Annotated in this window: 13 protein-coding genes and 8 pseudogenes; all 21 read right to left on the bottom strand. The window is 36.4% G+C overall.

The features are described from left to right. Nucleotides 1-56: 56 nt before the first annotated feature. The 21 genes and pseudogenes from N7U66_RS17195 to N7U66_RS17095 all read right to left on the bottom strand — a co-directional run bounded on the left by N7U66_RS17195 (nt 57) and on the right by N7U66_RS17095 (nt 19,301). Nucleotides 57-386 carry a hypothetical protein gene (locus tag N7U66_RS17195; protein ID WP_267676245.1) on the bottom strand — a complete coding sequence of 110 codons (330 nt, stop codon included), beginning with the start codon at nt 384-386 and terminating at the stop codon, nt 57-59. Nucleotides 387-505: 119 nt separating this feature from the next. Continuing rightward, on the bottom strand, nt 506-706 hold the full coding sequence (locus tag N7U66_RS17190) for a GDCCVxC domain-containing (seleno)protein (protein WP_267676244.1): 201 nt from the start codon (nt 704-706) through the stop codon (nt 506-508). 23 nt (nt 707-729) lie between these two features. Continuing rightward, nucleotides 730-1,584 (bottom strand): hypothetical protein, encoded by an 855-nt coding sequence (locus N7U66_RS17185; RefSeq protein ID WP_267676243.1) that lies wholly within the window; start codon nt 1,582-1,584, stop codon nt 730-732. A gap of 223 nt (nt 1,585-1,807) precedes the next feature. Then, nucleotides 1,808-2,375 (bottom strand): annotated as a pseudogene (locus tag N7U66_RS17180) (helix-turn-helix domain-containing protein). Continuing rightward, nucleotides 2,372-2,554: a hypothetical protein gene (locus tag N7U66_RS17175; RefSeq protein WP_267676242.1), complete on the bottom strand. Its 183-nt coding sequence runs from the start codon at nt 2,552-2,554 to the stop codon at nt 2,372-2,374. Before N7U66_RS17175 ends, N7U66_RS17180 begins: the two are co-directional and overlap by 4 nt. A 66-nt stretch (nt 2,555-2,620) precedes the next feature. After that, nucleotides 2,621-4,420 (bottom strand): annotated as a pseudogene (locus tag N7U66_RS17170) (efflux RND transporter periplasmic adaptor subunit). Nucleotides 4,421-4,431: 11 nt separating this feature from the next. Next, nucleotides 4,432-4,903, bottom strand: a pseudogene (locus N7U66_RS17165) (DUF305 domain-containing protein). A gap of 22 nt (nt 4,904-4,925) precedes the next feature. Further along, complete coding sequence (locus N7U66_RS17160; protein ID WP_236979844.1) at nt 4,926-5,636, bottom strand: PepSY domain-containing protein; 711 nt, start codon at nt 5,634-5,636, stop codon at nt 4,926-4,928. Between the two features lies 1 nt (nt 5,637). Then, on the bottom strand, nt 5,638-5,994 hold the full coding sequence (locus N7U66_RS17155; protein WP_267676241.1) for a DUF2911 domain-containing protein: 357 nt from the start codon (nt 5,992-5,994) through the stop codon (nt 5,638-5,640). Further along, nucleotides 5,924-6,223: a DUF2911 domain-containing protein gene (locus N7U66_RS17150; protein WP_267676240.1), complete on the bottom strand. Its 300-nt coding sequence runs from the start codon at nt 6,221-6,223 to the stop codon at nt 5,924-5,926. The genes N7U66_RS17155 and N7U66_RS17150 overlap by 71 nt, the downstream gene beginning before the upstream one ends. Before the next feature lie 23 nt (nt 6,224-6,246). Continuing rightward, nucleotides 6,247-7,007, bottom strand: a pseudogene (locus N7U66_RS17145) (heavy-metal-associated domain-containing protein). A 2-nt stretch (nt 7,008-7,009) separates the two neighbouring features. Beyond that, nucleotides 7,010-8,237 (bottom strand): annotated as a pseudogene (locus tag N7U66_RS17140) (permease). Nucleotides 8,238-8,247: 10 nt separating this feature from the next. Next, nucleotides 8,248-8,730 carry a YybH family protein gene (locus N7U66_RS17135; protein WP_267676239.1) on the bottom strand — a complete coding sequence of 161 codons (483 nt, stop codon included), beginning with the start codon at nt 8,728-8,730 and terminating at the stop codon, nt 8,248-8,250. A 19-nt stretch (nt 8,731-8,749) separates the two neighbouring features. Further along, entirely contained in the window at nt 8,750-9,307 is a 558-nt protein-coding gene (locus N7U66_RS17130; protein WP_267676238.1) for a potassium channel family protein, read from the bottom strand. Nucleotides 9,308-9,862: 555 nt separating this feature from the next. Continuing rightward, a complete protein-coding gene (locus tag N7U66_RS17125) occupies nt 9,863-10,423 on the bottom strand; it encodes a DUF3347 domain-containing protein (protein ID WP_267676237.1) in 561 nt (186 codons plus the stop codon). A 23-nt stretch (nt 10,424-10,446) separates the two neighbouring features. Continuing rightward, complete coding sequence (locus N7U66_RS17120) at nt 10,447-10,899, bottom strand: heme-binding domain-containing protein (protein WP_267676236.1); 453 nt, start codon at nt 10,897-10,899, stop codon at nt 10,447-10,449. Beyond that, nucleotides 10,900-11,502 (bottom strand): DUF3347 domain-containing protein, encoded by a 603-nt coding sequence (locus N7U66_RS17115; RefSeq protein WP_070237424.1) that lies wholly within the window; start codon nt 11,500-11,502, stop codon nt 10,900-10,902. 57 nt (nt 11,503-11,559) lie between these two features. Next, entirely contained in the window at nt 11,560-11,946 is a 387-nt protein-coding gene (locus N7U66_RS17110) for a DUF302 domain-containing protein (protein WP_267676235.1), read from the bottom strand. A 19-nt stretch (nt 11,947-11,965) separates the two neighbouring features. Next, nucleotides 11,966-14,335 (bottom strand): annotated as a pseudogene (locus N7U66_RS17105) (multicopper oxidase domain-containing protein). Next, nucleotides 14,332-15,550: pseudogene (locus N7U66_RS17100) on the bottom strand (TolC family protein). The pseudogenes N7U66_RS17105 and N7U66_RS17100 overlap by 4 nt, the downstream one beginning before the upstream one ends. Next, nucleotides 15,547-19,301, bottom strand: a pseudogene (locus N7U66_RS17095) (efflux RND transporter permease subunit). Before N7U66_RS17095 ends, N7U66_RS17100 begins: the two co-directional pseudogenes overlap by 4 nt. Nucleotides 19,302-19,370 lie beyond the last annotated feature (69 nt).

The raw sequence follows: 19,370 nt of genomic DNA, 5'->3' as shown, positions 1-19,370 counted from the left end.
AATGCCTATCTTGAGAAGCATCACGTTAGGATATAGCTACCCTTAAAAAAACTGAATTATACTTGAGGGGGTTGGAAAAGGGATTCCGGATATCCGGAATTGAAGTTGACGGTATATGAATTAAAGTGCTCTTTATCTTCAAACTTAAATCGATTGATAAGAGGTGTTGCGGTGTTTGCTATAAAAACTACAGGATGACAACATTGATGATGAGAATGGACAGGTACGTTATCCTTATCTGAATTATTATGATGCCCTTCGCTTTTTGCATCGTTTGCGATGTAATCTTCTACTATATATTCAAAGAAAGAGTCGCCATATACTTTATGGTCTTGATAATGGGAAATTAAGTTTGAAATTTCTTTAATTGGCCCACATAAGTCCATATCTACGCTGATTCCTTGAAAAAAGAGTAAAATAGACATTGATATAGAAAAGAATATTTTCATAAAGTTTTACAAAGATACAAATTAATCGATGCACAGGTTGTGCAAAGAAATTATCATCAACTTTTATTTTCTTGAATAGGCGGGCAGGGAACTGTTCCGTATGAACAATACACACAACAATCTCCATTTTTTGGTTTCAAAACTGTTTTACAGTTCTCACACTCGTAGAAGAATTGACAAGTGTTTGTTGGCATATCTTCTACTTTTTTATGTTCGCATTTTGGACAGGTAATTTCTGATTTTAATTGAACTTCCATTAGTATTCCTTTTGTGGCACATCTTATTTCACTTTAATAGAAAAATTATCGACAAATAATTCAATATTACCAGCAGTAGGATTAGCTGTTGCTCCAATTTGTACCCGTTCGTAAAAGGTAGGTTCTTGTAAAGTGAAATCAATTCCTTGATTTGTAAATACATCACTAAAAACCTGCGCATTTGGCATATTCATAGCACTCTCATTCAGAACTTCTGTTCCGTTAATGAGTAATCTATTAAGTCCGTTTTCAGTATCAGACATAGTCATTTCCCATTGTACCGAGACCCATTGGTTTCTTGGAAAAACAAAATTAGTTTGTTGTAAGGTTGTTCCTGATATTTTTCCTCTTTCTACGGAAAGATAATCATTATCTCCGGACATCATAAGCCTCACTCCAGGACATTGATTTTCCGAACCATAATTGTCACCAACCGAAGGGTCCCAACAAGAACAACATTCTAAATCAATGAGCAATAAATTTTCCAAAGATTCAGTTCCGGTTATGTAAAAATCAGCTGTTATTGTGACCTCATCTCCTGATTTTATATTTAATCCGTTCTTCTCAATATCTATTTTTGATAATTGCGAATCCGATTGATATGCAAGAAAACGAAGTGCATTTTGTCCCTCAGTAAATTCTGCATTCGTTATAGAAATTTCATTAATAGCATTTGAAGGGTCGGTTTGTTGTATTGTGGACCATCTGTTACCGTTTGAAGGAAACAGTTCATCTAACAGGTCATTTTGAGTTTCAAATCCATCTTCGAAAATGAAGTTTTCAGTCGTCGGTTCTTCTTCAGTGTTATTATCATCTGTACCACAAGCCACAAAAATTGACAAGCTGATAACAAAGAATAATATTTTATATTTTTTCATAATAAATTAACGTCTTAATTATTAAGTTGTTGTGATTGCTTTGCTCATTTATCTTGTATATGTTAAGTAGTTCGAATGTTATTTTCATTTTAAATTGTGTTATTTTTTCAAATTACCACCAACTATTAATAATATAATCGATATGGCTAACAACAAAAAGCGCATTAATATTTTACACTTGCCACTATATTGTATAGAGCTAATTAAAATTCAAAAAATCACATTATATCTCATCTAAAGATTTACGGTTCTTATCTAATATTTTCTTGAATTGAGTAGGTGTCATTCCCGTTACTTTTTTGAATTGATTGCTTAAGTATGCAACGCTACTATAATGTAGTTGAAAAGCTATCTCACTCAAGGTTAATTCATCGTAAACTATAAGTTCTTTAACACGTTCAATCTTCTCGGTTGATAATGTATTGCTCAAACGTGATACTTTCTACCGACGAGAATAGAGAACTTAAATATTTATAATCCAAGTTAAGTTCGCCTGTAACAATATCTGCCCATTTGAAATCGGTCTCTTGATTGGAATGATGTACTTTCTCCACAACCAAAGTTTTCATTTGCTCGATAAGCTGACTTTTACGGTCGTCAATCAAACTAAATCCTGCATTCCGTAGCTTTTTTGATAAAGATTTTTTTTCAGACTCATTGAGTATTGAAACCAATTCTACTTCTCCTAACTTGACAGCTTTGTAATCAATATTCAAGCCTACCAAAATTTGGGAAACTGCCGATATACATCTCGGACAGACCATATTTTTTATGTAGATTGTATTATTCATATATGAAACAGCTGCTTGATAAACTCTAAATTTAGATATATGATTAATATTACTGCAGCAATAAATAATCCTATCATAGCTGAAATTCCAATAACCTTATCTTTTTTTGTAATCGGATTTTTCTGCTTATATGTATTTTTCTTGTTTTTTCTTCTATTTCTTCTACTTTCACTCATCATCTTTCTTCTCTTTAAAAATATCAAAGTCTGAAGAATCCGCTTTTTACCAATTAACTCTAAACCTGATTATTTTAATGTATCCCTAACCTCGCCACAGGTTAACATTGCTTCACCATAATATGGGTTTCGGACTTCTTCCTCTAAACTTATCCAGTACGCTCCCTTGTTGTTGTCTGCCATTGGACAAAACTGGATATATACATTTTCGTTAACCCCAAAAAGTTGCACGCTACTTATCATATGCGCAGAAAGATGTTTAAAATGTGCTCTTTGTGTTGCTATATCTGACTCGTTCTCAATAGAATTAGCCGAGGTCTTTAGTTCTTTCTGAATCGTCATCCAATGGTTATGTGCTTTTTCATCAGATAATAATTTCATATCCACTTTTTTCAAGGATTGGTTTATTTGTTTTCCTGCCTGTTGAGCGCCCTTGGCATCATCATTTACCAAAGCATCTTTTAAAAGGATATAATCATCAAAAACCTGTTTTAACTGATTCTGAAATTTGTTTGAAACTTCAATCCTTTCTTTCATTTGAGAATGGTTGGCTTCATTTGTATTTTCTCCGAATTATCTTCTTGCATTCCCAAATGCCCTTCGTGGCCTGTCATTGTTTTACCACCAGATGCATTCATCATACTTTTTTTTCCCTGTAATTGTGCAGCGGCATCTACGGTAAACGTTCCGTTAGTTACGACTTCATCTCCATTCTTTAAACCTTCAAGAATGGTATAACTATCGCCATTGGCATTGCCCAATAAAACTTCCCTCATTTCAAAAATAGCTTCATTAGGGTTTGTTTTGACATAGACTACAGAGCGTTCTCCCGTCCACATAACAGCGGTTGACGGTACGGAAACGGTATTCTCGGTGCTTGTTTGCGTACCCTCAATTACCCCTTCCACAAACATTCCCGGTTTAAAGAGGTCTTTCTTATTTTGCAAGACCGCTCTTACAACCACCGTTCTAGTCGCAGAATTTAATAAGGGGTCGATGAATGAGACTTTTGCATCAAAAACCTCATTGCGATAAGCATTTGTGGTCAATTTAATAGTCTGTCCTTCTTTTAAGGATGAAATTTGATTTTCATAAGCATCAAATTCTGCCCATACTGTATTGAGATTCGCAATTTTATATAAGGGTTGTCCTTGCTTTAAATAATCCCCTTCTTCTACCATTTTCATTGTTACCGTTCCTGAAACGGTTGCAAAAACCGGAAAGTTTTCTTGCACTTTCCCAGCAGTTTCTATGGCGTTGATTTGCTTTTCTGAAAGTTTCCAAAGTTTAAGTTTGTTCCTAACAGCCTTATACAATTCAGTTTGCGATTCTTTTAATGATGAAGCGGTAAGCAGTTCTTGCTGTGCCGCAACCAATTCGGCGAATAAATAGTTGCCAAGCGTTGTCCTGCTCCAACACGTTCTCCTGTAGAATTAACGTACAGTTTTTCTATTCTTCCTCCAAAATATGTAACCTGTACGGCATTTGACTCTTCGTTGGCTTTAATCTTACCGGATAACTTAAGAGAATTATTTCCCATTTGTCCTTTTCCTACAAGTGATGTTTGGATATTGGCCGAGCCATTGCGTTATCGGTCATTTTTATTTCATTGGCATTGAGGCCATCTGCACCAGATTCGGCTGGAATTAAATCCATTCCACAAATGGGACAATCCCCAGGTTCTCGTTGCATAATCTGTGGATGCATAGAACACGTCCACATTTGATTAGAAGCAATTTCTTCTGAATGGTCGTGGGTGTCTTTCACATTATTTGTTGCCTTGTCCGCAGAACCTCCACCGAATAGTAGAAAGCCGCCTAACAGGCCAACAATCAAGGCAACACCTATATAAATGATGTTTTTATTCATTTTAATTTTATTTATTTGTTATTTTCCAATCGTTTTATCATTGCTTTCATTTCTGCAATTTCCTTTTCTTGTGCCTTGATAATATCTTCAGCTAACTTTTTAACTTCACGGATCTTGGATATCAGCACGCTCACTTGTTAAAATCGCAATAGAGTGGTGAGGTATCATTGCTTTCATCCATAATATGTCTCCTACCGTTGATTTCTGGTCGCGTACCAATCCTAATGCACCAACAAATAGCACAATGCTACCCAAAACAATGGCGATATTCTTCTTTTTGTTTTGGTACATATTACGCATCGCCACAAACATTATAATGGCCATAGCAGCAATACCCAAGCAACTCATATAAAAACGAGTAAGGCTAAAATAGACGTGATCTAATTGATAAGAGTTTAGGTACATTGTAATGTACATTGCCACAAATGATGCCGCCAGCATACCTACAAATTTTGTGTAATTGTTTTTTTTTGAATTTTCCATTATATATTGATTTTAGTGTTACTTATTTTCGTTTCTTTTTAATTATTTTTCTAATGGTTGGGGATGACGTGTACCAAAGTAAAAAACCACTTAATACAGTAATCAACCCTAATAGTGAAAACCCTCGCAATACTAATGTGTTAAAATTGTCTCTACCTTGATAATCCATAGTGTGTGTCATCCAAAGGAAATCGAACCAACGCCAATCCCTGTGTCTTACCGTTTGAAATGCGCCATTTTCAATGGCCACGTAGGCCTTTAAATTTTGAGGTGTTTCATACGAAATTTCATACGCCGGAAGTGGACGACCACGATATTCGTGATGGTCTCCAACTTCATCAATAAGTTCAATACCTGATATTTTGAGGTCTGATAACATATATCTAGTAGCCACTTGTTTTGCTTCATCTCTAGTAATACCATTTTTTATATCTCCAGTACTTGCGTTGAAAAGTGTGGTCTCATTAATCCAATAATAAGGTTTACCAGCTATTTCCAGTAATTCCAAAGTTTGAATGGGTTGCTCTTTTTTTAGTTTATTCGTACCCAACAAATTGTTGAAAGATTCCTGTTTAGGTTCTTCTTTCTTAAATTGGTCTCCGTGTATTTCATCAATATCCGTCCAACTGAAATACATTCCGCTAATGGTCCACATCAAGAACTGGATACCTAAAAAGATACCCAAGTAGCGGTGCGTTTTTCTAATCCATTTCGCTGTTTTTCTGTTGACCATATTACTTTATTTCAAAAGGAAATTCAACCGTGACTTTTTCCCAACTCATTGAGATTGTTCCTGATTTCTCTGTTGTTTTGTTTACTTTATACTCTAAATGTTCCTTGATTTCATTGGAAATTTTAGGCGTAACTTTAAACCTTAATACATCATCATTTTCGTTATAGTCGTCCTTACCGTGTTGATTCCAATTCCTGTTGAAAATAATTGTCCATTCTTCCTGATTTGGAATTACAAAAAACCCATATTTCCCAGCTATCAATTCTTTACCATCAACTTTTAAGTCCTTATTTGTTTCCAGCCAAGTAGCCATATGAGCACCAGCCTGCCGAGACTTGGTCATAGGCCAGCAATCCACCGAAAATAATTCTATTTCTTACGCCTGGTGATGAATAATCTATATGGATATGGGCATCGCCTATCATTGCCATTGCCGATGTATGTGGGCTTAATGGCTTTTTCTTGTCGGGTTCAGCGGTTTGAGAAGCTGTTTCTACCTCTTTCGCCTCAACTTCTTTGGTCTCTTTACCTTCTTGTTTACAGGAAGCGAAAAGGATAATACCGAGTACTACTATGATTTTTTTCATTTGTGATAGTTTTATTTTGTGTATTAAAGTATTCTTGTTAACATAACGACTGCCATCACAATCATAATGGTGTTTTCTATAAAGGTAGCTTCGGTCATAGGTAGTTTGAGTGCTGTACCCGGACAAGCGCATTGTATCGATTTTTTGTCCAGCAATATTTTGGTTACGCCCACGGTTGTAATCCCCAAAATGATTAGGGTTGCGATTAATGCGATGGGTATTTCAAAACGCATCAAGAACATCAATCCAAGAGCTGTTTCTATAAATGGATATACCCAAGCATAGGCTGGTACTATTTTGGCAAGTGGGTCATACATTCTAAAACTATCTCGGAAAGCCTTTCAAGTCTAAAATTTTAAAGAAGCTAAAAACAATAAAGAACAACCCCATAAAGTCGAGCATCGCACTATTCCAATTTTCCCGTTGATAATTGAGTAACACCGTTGCGATAGCGATATATCCCAAAATAATGAGCAAAGGTTTCAGCTGTTGTAGTTTTGATTTTTCAGTTTCCGCTTTTGAGAAAACGTTATCTTCATCGTTACCATTACCAGTACTCGCAAAAACATTTTGCTCGGATTTCTTTTCTGAAATGGTGTATTTTTCTCGGAAGTGCTTTTTGAAATATTGCGGCATCTATATGGCCTTGCATTTGTATGATGGCTTCTTCCTTTTCAAGATTTACAGATGCATTTGTGACACCGCTTACTTCCGAAAGCTTCTGCTCGACGCTGGTACGACAACCATTGCAGGTCATCCCTTGTATGTGGTAAGTGTGTTTCATAATTATGGTATAAAGAATTTTACAATCAGTCCACCTGCCAACCATATATAACAGATATAGGCTGCATATTTTAAAACACTCTCAAGGAATGGACTTTTCGGTGCCATTTCGCTCATTGAGTGCTCTACATCCTTTCTCTTGAAAAACCCTAAGTATATGAGATATCCTGAAATTGCGAGAAAAGCCATATTCAAATAGAAGGTATAGTCAATTTTGAAATGCTCTTTGTCCTGTATTTTAACTTGTGATGTGTCAGGCAACATACCCAACAAATCGAAAGAGTAATGCAGAGCCAAAGCTGTTCCTATTAATGCCGTAAACAGTAAGAATAAAATGAACAGCGACATTTTCCACCCATAATACTTGGCGTTAATACGAAGTACAGGAAAGACTACCAAATCACTAAAAATAAAAGCCATAACCCCTGCAAAACTCACGCCCTTTCCAAAAAGCAATGCCGCCAACGGAATATTACCCATTGAGCCAATAAAAGTCAAAAATGCGGCAATAGGTCCTACAACGATATGTTCCAATATTTCAAGAAAGGTAAAGTCTGTATTGCCCTGACCACTATTGATAAATAGTGTCCGGAAGAAAGAATCGGGAACGAAGGCTGCGACGATACCTGCAATGGTAAAGCCAACGGTAACGTCCTTCCATACCATCTGCCATTCCATCTTATATTTTTTGGCAACTCTTGCCCAACTATCTTCTTTCTTGATTTGTTTTTTCCAATCTTGGGAATCATCCATTGAATCGTCATCTTCGTTCTCTAAATTCTTGCGCGCTTTTTCTATGAGCTTTTTAGGATTGATTATTCGTATCAAAATCCACGAAATAAGAATTAAAAGGATTCCACCTACATATTCGCCGACTACAAACTGCCATCCCAAAAATATGGAAATGATGATTCCAAGCTCAATTACGAGATTGGTCGATGCAAGAAGAAAAGCAATGGAAGACACAAAGCTTGCACCTTTTTTAAAGATAGATTTTGTGCCCGCTAAAGCCGAAAAACTACACGAGCTGCTTATAAAGCCGAAAAACGTGCCTAAGAGTACACTTTTACCTTCACTCTCGTTCATTGTTTTTTGCATCCTTTTTTCAGTCACAAAAATCTGTATCATACTACTGATGATATAGCCCAAAATGAAAGCCCAAAGTGCCATCCGAGAAAAATCCAGTGGTCGTATAGGCTGCTTCGCCCCATTGTTTTAAAAATTCGCTCACAGTTTAAATTTTATTTTACATTTCTTGACGAAGAATGTGTTTTAATAATCTTCCATTTACCATCCATCTTTTTTAAGATTGACGTTGCTACTCCTTTTTTCTTTATTGTTCTACTTTCGCTTTTTTCATCCGGGTTGAGCACGATAGTGTAGATGTAGGTTTCGGTTGTAAATGCATAGGGCAAATCTACTTCCGCATCAATTTCATAATCTGAAAATTCAAATTTTTTGAAATGCCCCAACTCAGGTCCCAAATGGTGTTCTATATAGTGCGCATACGAGCCTTCTACACCACCAGATTCAAATACTTTGGAATCTTCGGTAAATAATTCAAAAGTACCTTCTGTCGTTAGGTTTTGAAGTGCATCTTTGTAAGCTTTCATTACTGCGATAACATCTTTTTTATCTTTAGAATCTTTATCATTCTGTGCATTGGTAATGCTGACTGTTGAAATGAGAACAGTTACGAGTGTAATAATTTTAAGTACTTTCATATTTATAGTTTTAAAGGGGTTATTTGTTAACGTGAATTCTATTAATGTTTGCAATACCAAATACCAATACCAAAAAGCTCAAGAAAACTTCCATCATTACCAATAGTTTACCTGCAATATTCAATGGCACAATATCTCCGAAGCCAACCGATGAAAAAGTAATTAAGCTGAAATATAAAAACTCAAAAAACTGTAATGAAAATGAGCCATTGAGCGCTGTACTCGATTTAAAATTTTCAGGGTTCAAAGTATATAAAGCGTGATAATCTGCTGAAAACGAAAGGACAATCAAAATAATCAATACCCCAAATAAAGTAAGAACGTGGGTTAGCTGATGACTTTCGCCTATTATTTTACTTAACTGTATAAAAGTGAGCCTTACGATAAAAATGGTTTTGACCAAAGCCAAACCAACAATTATAAAGGGTAGAAATTGGCTGGCGGAATCTACACCTACCCATAGTATATAACTTAACGATAGAGCAATCACTATAATTGCAGTAAGCAATACCTTTTTAAACAGTTGCTTGTAAAAGCCAATTCTTTCAGATTTTTCTATTGTGTTCACTTTAGTCATTTTCAATTTATTTCCTTAACTAAATAATTGAAGCGCCAAAGCACCACCAACTATTAAGATTAGTATGGTATATATTATGTAATTGAACCATTTTCTAACTACAGACTTTTCAGTTGTATTTTGACACCCGTCTTTGCAACACTCTTTCATTGTTATATCATCCTTTTTTATATGCAAAATCCTTTAAATAATACTTGAAAATGAGAGGCAACCTTTATTAACCAATAAACCAACCAAAATGTTTACCCCTCACAATCAAGTACTCTTCACTAAACTTCTCTTCACCATAAATTTTTAATCGCCTGACCTAGGAAGAGAGATGTTATTATTTTAGGGATTTAATCTCTCTCCCTTGTGCAGGCTGCTATTAACCAAATCAACTTTTCTTTTTCAAAATTCGTTGTGCCTGACTAGGGAAGGAACTAACACTAACCATCAACATTGTTTTCCTTCCCAGGACAGGACTTAAAAACTATTCAGATATCTTTTTCATTTTACAACCTTCTGTTAACTAATAAACGCGAACATTGAAAATATTTTTATACAAAAGGCTATCTATTGAATAGTTTTTTGAACTTTTCCACATTTAAGCATTTTGCTTCCGTAATACGGGTTTCTAACTTCGTTACTTGTACTTAACCAAGCACTACCTTTATCATACATTGGGCAAAATTGCTCGTATAACGTGCTTTTTGTACCCGTAATAGCTACCATATCAGTAATATCCTTACTTAACGTTTTAAAGTGCTCGCGTTGGTGGTCTATCGCACTTTCAGAAATATGTTCTGCGTGCTCGGTAGCATCTTCTATGATATCGGCCAGCTCTTTTTGTTGTTCTTTTGTATAACTACCCATATCAAATGCTTTAAGAGTGGCTACCAATTTTGTTCCTGCTTGTGCTACCTTTTTTGTATCGTCCGCAACTAAAGCATCTTTTAAATTAAAGTAATCACTTAAAATAGCTTCTGCTTTTGCGTCACTATTTTTATTCATCATTTTGCTATGGTCCATTTTCATATCTCCGTGATCGTGGTTCATTTTTTCTTTTTCCTGTGCATTGGTAAAAGAAACTGCTAACAATAGCATTGCTGCAATACTCATTTTTAAATTTTTCATTTTAATTACTTTTAAATTATTGTTTATAAACTATCTTTTAATTGTGTGATAAAATTGATTAACTCTTCTGCTTCAGCTTCTGTAAATGTTGCCTCATTATGTATCAAAGTGTAAGAATTCAAAGGCATTTCGCCATTTTCAATCTGCTTGATAATAGACCTTAACTTACTTGCTTTTCTTCGGCTGGATAATGAATCCCATTCGTTGAAATTAAGTTCAGCTTTGCCTTCTTTAATATGGTCTTCCAAAAACCAAGCAACAGGTTGAATCTTATTATACCAAGGGTATTGAGTATTATTGCTGTGGCAATCATAGCAGGATACCTGTAACTTTTTTTGAATAGTTTCCGGTACATTATTGACCAGCATAAAATCAGTTGACGGTACAGTATCACTTTGATTGCGTGTAGTGGGAATAAATTGAATTCCCACGAACGCTACCAGTAGTATTATTGCTATAATCTTTACAATTTTCATTTAGTTAATTTCACGTTGTACTTTGCCGCATTTTAACATTTGACTACCATAGTATGGATTGCGCACTTCCTCTTTAGTACTTAGCCAAGCTGTACCGCCATCATACATAGGGCAAAACTGCTCGTAAAGCTTCATCTCTGCTCCTGTTATAGCTACCATATCTATTACATCTTTACTTAAAACTTTAAAATGTTCGCGCTGGTGTGCTATATCACTTTCTGAAATGTGTTCTGCGTGTTCAACTGCATCCTCAACAATATCCTTTAATTCCGATTGCTGGGTATCGGTATATTGTGAGGCGTCAAAATTTCCTAAGGATGTTGCGAGGGTTGCCCCAAGTTCTTTGGCTTTGCCATTATCATCTCCCACCAACGCATTCTTTAAGTTGAAATAGTCATTTAATACCGCTTGCGCATTACTATCTCCACTCATTGCCATTTCCTTCTTTTCGCCGTCGTGATGACCATCACTGTTATCGTGGTTCATTTGTGAATGGTCTCCATCCGTGCTATTTTGTTCTTTGCTGTTGTCTTTACAAGACATTACTGTTAAGGTTATGAATGCTATCGCAACTATACCTAATGTTGATTTTAATTTGCTCATTTTGTTTTAATTTAAGTTTGTGTTTATTAATTATTATTACTGCCTTTTTATAGTGTCTTATAATTTTTCAATTACGTTTTCCAACATTGCAGTTATTTCGCTGGCTACCTCATTCAATTTTTCATTTTTTACAGCTTGCATTGATGCCATTGGGTTTACGGCCGCAACTTCAATGATACCTGCTTCGATTTCCTGTACTATGACATTGCAGGGCAACATCGTTCCAATTTTATCTTCTGCTTGCAAAGCTTTATGTGCATAGGGCGGATTACAAGCTCCGAGTATCCTATACTTTTTAAAGTCTATATCCAGTTTTTTCTTTAGTGTTTCTGTTACATCAATTTCTGTAAGGATTCCAAAACTTTCTTCCTTTAATCCTTGTGTCACTTTCTCTATGACCTCTTCGAAGGTTCCATTGATTGTTTTATTAAAATAATAGTTCATCTTTTTAATTTTTAGTTGTTTAAAATCTTGCTAATAGTCCACCACCCAATCCATATCGGTTATTGTAGTTAGCTTGGATTGAAAAATTGCGTGAAAGAATGTATGCAACCCCTACCAACCATTGTGTTTCGCTTTCAAATGATTTATTATTCTCTAAATCATTGACCCATCCAAAATCTGCTCTGTATTCGTATTCGCCTTCCGAGAAAAATTCTTGGAAAAATCAATAATTCTCTGTCCAAACGTATTCTTGGGCGTAGCTGATGGTCCATACTCACATCTACATTAAATCTATAAGGCGTAAAATACTTTACACCAACCAATCCTACGGTATTAAATGTATCGTAAGAATCTGGTGTTGACGTTTCGGTATTTACTCCTGCATAAACACGTACCCAATCGTTCAGATACCTATTATAACTTATTTCGGCTTCAAGATTTTGGTCGTAATCGAACTCTGCTCTCAAACCAAATTCATTTCGGATATTGCTCGACGTTAAAAAGAGTTCATTAAAATTTGAACCTGCACGAGCCAATCCCCACGAATAATAATGGTCTGTCTCATCGATAAGTTTCTGAACTGGATAATCTTTCATTCTATCATCCCTTGGGGTATCGTAACTAAACACTCTTGCCATACCACCCATCATATGGTACAATACGTGACAATGAAAGAACCAATCGCCATACTCTTCGTTATAAAATTCAATAATAACTTTCTGCATTGGTGGTACGTTCACGGTATGCTTTAATGGGGAACGTTCTCCTTTTTCATTGATGACCCTGAAGTAATGACCGTGCAAGTGCATTGGATGGTGCATCATAGTCAGGTTATTTAATGTAATTCCGGTTACCTCGCCTCCTTTTATATTTATCTTATCCGTTTCTGATAATGGCACCCCATTCATACTCCATACATAGCGATTCATATTACCTGTTAGGTTAAGCAACACTTCATTTACTGGTAAATCTGCCTTAAATTCAGTTTTTTCTTTTGCCTCTAAAAAATCATAGTTGAAGTATGTCTTTCGCTCCTCATAATCAAAAGAAGTAGAATCCTTCTGCATCATTGGCATATTGTGCATATGACCTTCCATTTTATTTGATGCTCCATTATGGCTCATTGACATCGAGTCTTTTTTCATTCCCATTGTATCATCCATCTTCATATCCATTTGGTCATTCATTTTGCCATCTTTCATCGACATCTTATCGTTCCCCATTTTCATCTCGCCGTCCTTCATATTCATCTTCATTCCGTACTTCTGCATTAAAACTTCGGGTGTATTCTTCTTCTTGTTTCCAACCATTGCAGGTGCTCCCATTTTCATATCCATTCTAGCCATTTGCTTCATCATCGCTACCTTATCAGGTCTATCAATTCTTTTGGCTGGGTAAAGAGTGCCATTACCTAACTGTATAGAGGTATGACCTGAACCATCTTGAGCGGTTGCGGTAATTTCAATAGTTCCTTCCGGAATAGTTACAATTACATCATACGTTTCGGCTATGCCAAAGAGAAATCTGCTTTTGGAAACGGGTTGCACATCAACACCATCACTGGAAACCAACATTGGGTTACCTCCGCCAAAGTCCATCCAATAATAGGTAGAAGCCGATGCGTTGATAAAGCGAAGCCTTACTTTTTCGCCAGCCCTAAATTCGGATATTCTGCCAGTTTTTTACCGTTGGACAAAAATGCGGGATAATAAATGTCTGCAATATCAGCTCCTTCCATACGGTCTCTCCAAAATTTAAGTTGGGCACCAAAGGCACCTTCTGAAATGACTCTACTTAATGGCACTGCTGTGCCTTTTTTAACTTGATACCACTCGTTACCTCTTTTAAGGTTTCGTAATACATTCATTGGTTTTTCATTGGTCCAATCTGATAATACCACGACTAAATCTTTATCATATTCCAAGGTTTTCTCTTTTGGATGAATGATAATAGACCCATAAACACCTTTTTGTTCTTGTAGCATTGTGTGGGAATGGTACCAATATGTTCCCGATTGGTTGATTGGGATTCTGTATTGGAAGGTTGTTCCTGGCTCAATCGGTGGGGTAGTTAAATATGGAACCCCGTCGTAAAAATTGGGAAGTATCAATCCGTGCCAATGCACTGAAGTTTCTTCATCCATTTTATTGGTTACGTTGATTATAGCAAGGTCTCCTTCATTAAATTCCAAAACAGGCCCAGGGATACCTCCATTGATGGTCATTGCATTGGCAGTAACACCTCCAAGTGTCATTTCGTTTTCTTCAATGGTAAGGTTATACTCCTTAACAGGTCGCCCATCTTCCTTTCTATCATTTCCGTTTGTGCCTACTTGGGCAAAAATTGAAGTTGTGAAAAGTAATAGCGTAATAATTTTTATTGTTTTCATTTTGTCAAATAATTTATGATGGCATATTCTGTATAATACCCTCTATTAGATTCGATTAAATTGATTTGAAACCTTAACTGCAATTCTTGTACATCGAGCACATCGTTAAAATCTATAGTTCCGGTTTCGTAATTCTTAATGAGAATTTCTTCGGCGTCATTCGCCTGCTTTAAATTGTCTGTTTGTACATTAAACTTAATTCTCATTGTATTTCTATTATAAATAGCTTGTGCAAGACGTGTTTCAAGGTTATTGAGCCTCTCTTCTTTCTGTGATTTTATTTCCAATTGTTTCAATTCATTTTGCTTTGTCACTGACTTATATTTATTATTGAAAATGGGAATTGAAATAGAAACCATAGGCATCACAATGTCTTTACCATTATCGGAAAAATTCATATCTCGGACGTTCTGATACAGGCACATAGTCCAAACCAAAACCGATATTGGGCGCACTCTCTTTTTGGTTTAATAATTCGGCTTCTTCGATAGATTCATATAATTTATCGTATTTAATAAGTTACGGGTTAAGCTGTAGATTGTCAGTCAAAATAAACACATCTTCTTCGGGAATTATCATCTGCTTTACGACCTCTACGGCAATATTTTCATCACGATTCAAAAGATTATTAAAGAGCGCTTGCTCCGCCAAATAATCTTGTTCCAGCACTTCTTTCTGCTGAATCAACTCGTTCTGTCTTATCTGAAGGCGAAGTACATCAACCGCTGATGCCTTTCCCACTTCTACAGAGGTTAATGCAAGGCGTTCATAGGTTTCCGAAGTTCTATATTCTCATCCAGAATACCCTGTTTTGCACTTATTGCATAGAGTTTATAATAGGATTGGGATACTGATAACGAAAGTTTTCTTTTTGCAATCGCTATATCAACAAATTGGGCTTCGGCCATTGATGAAGCATAGTTTTCCCTTGCTGATATGGTTCCAAACCAAGGCAACATTTGTTTTACTGAAAAACGTGCACGTTGCGCCCCTGTTCGGGTTTCCTGGTTCGCTCACAAAGTAGCCTAAGCCAATCTCTGTGTTTGGTAACCAATCAGCTTCATTTACCTTTTCTTCCGCTATGTTGTAGCGCAATTCAAAAGCTTGAATTTCCGGATTATTCTTTTCGGCTTCCTGAATATAGGATGCTAAATCTTGTGCATTTACTTCCGCGAAAGCGAAAAAAACAAATATTATTAAAATTATATATCTCATTTTGTAGCTCGTTTTAATTGATATTCTTTCTTCCAGCTAAATAGCACTGGTAACAAGAAATAAGAGGTAATATCGATAATCATCCCACCAAAAATTGGGATTGCCATAGGTATCATTATATCACTTCCTTTTCCTGTAGAAGTGAGTATGGGTAATAGTGCCGAGAATGGTAGTTACGGTTGTCATTAAACAAGGTCTTATCCTCTTGCCAGCAGCTTCAAGGGTTGCCAGTCGAATCCCCTTTTTGTCTGTTGGTTCTTCTCTGTCAAAAGTCTGCGTGAGGTAGGTGGCCATTACCACGCCATCATCTGTAGCAATGCCGAAAAGTGCAATAAAACCTACCCAAACCGCCACACTTAAATTGATAGTTTTCATATTGAACAGATCTCGCATATTTTCCCCGAAAAGATTAAAATTGAAGAACCAATCTTGGCCGTACAACCAGATCATAATGAAACCACCAGCAAAGGCTATAGTAATTCCTGAAAATACCATAAGCGATGTGCTGACTGATTTGAACTGGAAATATAGAATCAAGAAAATAATAAGAAGTGCGAGTGGCACTACAACAGAAAGTGTTTTCTCCGCTCGTAACTGATTTTCGTAGGTACCTGTAAATTTATAACTGATTCCTTTAGGAACGATTAACTCGCCAGCCTCAATTTTCTTTTTAAACAAAGCCTGCGCATTTTCAACCACATCTACCTCGGCAAAACCATCTAGCTTATCAAAAAGCACATAACCCACAAGGAAGGTGTCTTCACTTTTAATTACTTGCGGACCTTGTTCATAGCGAATATCCACCAACTCTCCTAAAGGAACAGGACTTCCTTTTTCCACAGGTACATAAATATTTTTAAGGTCTTACGGGTTACCACGCAACTCTCTTGGGTAGCGAACACGAACACCATAACGCTCACGACCTTCTACTGTTTGGGTAAGTGGCATACCGCCTACGGCTACTTGAAGTACTTCTTGAACATCCATAATCGAAATTCCGTACCGCGCCAATTGCTCTCTTTTTATATCAATTAACAAATAAGGTTTACCTACAATACGGTCTGCAAAAACAGCTTGTTCTTTTACACCTTCGGCTTGTTTCAAAAGACCTTCCAATTGCAGACCAAAAGCTTCAATGGTTTTTAAATCAGGACCTTTCACTTTGATGCCCATAGGTGCTCGCATTCCAGTTTGAAGCATTACCAATCTTGTCTCGATAGGTTGTAGTTTCGGTGCAGAGGTAACTCCAGGAAATTTAGTGACCTTAACTATTTCATTCCATATATCATCAGGACTGACTATTTCACGGTCTCCAGTTACGGTAGTATTCCCCATCATCATCTGGAATTAAATCTTCATTAGTTGCGTTTGTTTTAAGCTGAGATGCTTCGTAGTTTGCATCGTCACTGATTTCGTTATTTGGGTTGATGATGAATTTTTCATTTTTCAATACAAACAATCCGTCATCATTCATTTTATAACGTTGGCGCTCTCCGGATTCATTCCGCATATATTCAGATTTATACTGAATCATATTTTCATACATCGATAGTGGTGCAGGGTCGAGCGCGGATTCTGTTCGACCTGATTTTCCTACTACTGTTTCTATTTCTGGAATCGTAGCAACCGCCATATCGAGTTGTTGCAGTACACGCTTATTTTCTTCTACACCGAATGTGGTAAAGATGTAGGCATTAAAAGAAACGAACCTTCGTTGAGCGATGGCATAAATTCTTTACCAGTATTTCGCATTATAACCACTCCTAAAATAAACACCGTTGTTGGAATGATTAAAAACAGTAATCGGTTTTGAAGTGCCCAACGTAATATATTGTCATAATACCTTTGGAAAATTGAAAACACCCCCAGTAATCCAAAACAGATAATCGCTACAAAAATCAAGTTCATTAAGATGCTCCGATCAAAACCGAGCGGTCGCCAATATTCAGCAAGCAAGAACACAATAGCAATGCAGGAAATAATAATGTGAAATAAATTAGCTCTTTTAGTTGTTATAATATCTCTTACGCTCAATAGTGCAACAACGCCATAGGCTATTAAGATAAGCCCAAACCAATAGCCGTAAACAATGGCAGTGATGCCAAGAATAATAAGCAAACCGTTGAGAATATATTTAGAACGTTCTCTAATATTCGTTTTCCTAAACAAGAATGCGGCAAATGGTGGTATTAAGAAAAGTGCAATAACCAAGGCCGCAGAAAGTGCCATTGTTTTAGTAAATGCTAGTGGTCTAAATAGTTTGCCTTCAGCACCTATCAATGTAAATACTGGTATGAAGCTTATAATAGTTGTGAGTACAGCTGTTAAAATAGCTCCTGAAACCTCGGCAGTAGCATTATAGACAATTTCATTTGTTGTGTATTCTATTCCACTTTCTTTAAAGCGTAATTTTTCATCTTCCAAATGCCGAATCATATTTTCGGCAAGTATGACGCCTACATCCACCATTGTACCAATGGCTATAGCAATACCTGATAAGGCAACAATATTTGCATCTACATTGAATAGTTTCATCGCAATAAATACCATTAATACGGCAACAGGCAATAATCCTGAAATAAGAATAGACGCGCGCAGGTTGAACACCATCACAATGATGACCAAAATTGTAATTAGAATTTCAAGTGTAAGGGCTTCATTCAGCGTATGAAGTGTTTCTTGAATGAGTTCTGTACGGTCATAAAATGGAACAATAGTTACTTGTGAAGTGCGCCCATCAGCTAAGACTTTGCTCGGTAATCCTGTTGAAAGTTCAACTATTTGGTCTTTCACATTATTAATTACTTCCATTGGGTTTGCACCGTAACGAGCCACAACGACACCACCCACAACTTCGGCACCTTCCTTATCCAGAATACCACGTCTGGTTTGTGGTCCTAAATTTACTTTTGCGATATCCTTGATTCGTATAGAAGTAAAATTTTCTGAAGTAACTACTGCATTTTCAATATCAGCCACAGATTTTACATAACCCAAACCACGAACTAAATATTCTGCTTGATTTATTTCCAAGGTCTGCGCCCCAATATCTTGGTTGCTTTCCTTTACTGCTTTTACAACATCGCTTAAACCAATACTGTATTGGCGCATTTTTTCAGGGTCAACATCAACTTGGTATTCCTGAACATAACCACCAATAGAGGCAACTTCTGAAACACCACTTGCCGAGGACAATCCGTATTTTACATAATAATCTTGAATACTACGCAGCTCCTGTAAATCCCAGCCGCCAGTTACATTTCCTTTTTCATCGCGCCCTTCCAATGTGTACCAATATATTTGACCTAGACCTGTGGCATCGGGTCCTAAAGATGGATTTACTCCATCCGGCAATAGGTTTGCTGGCAGTGAATTTAGTTTCTCTAAAATCCTACTACGTGACCAGTAGAATTCAATATCTTCTTCAAAAATGATATAGATACTGGAAAAACCAAACATAGAAGAACTACGAATTGTTTTTACTCCAGGAATACCAAGCAGGGAAGTTGTTAAGGGGTATGTAATTTGGTCTTCAATATCCTGTGGTGAACGACCTTGCCACTTGGTAAAAACAATTTGTTGATTTTCCCCTATATCTCGGAATAGCATCTACTGCAACAGGATTAGATGGTAAAAAACCGGTGTCCCAACTAAAAGGTGCGTTTACAACGCCCCAACCTATAAATAGGATGAGCATTAAAACTGCTACGAGTTTATTTTCAATTAGAAATTTGATGCTTTTATTCAGCATAGAAATGATTATTAAGTAATTATAAATCTTGTTTAAAAAGTGGCAAACAAGCAGAAATGTCCAAAACAA

This window comes from Lacinutrix neustonica (assembly GCF_026625145.1).
Taxonomy (GTDB): Bacteria; Bacteroidota; Bacteroidia; order Flavobacteriales; family Flavobacteriaceae; genus Lacinutrix; species Lacinutrix neustonica.
This window is presented reverse-complemented; position numbering and strand designations above follow the sequence as displayed.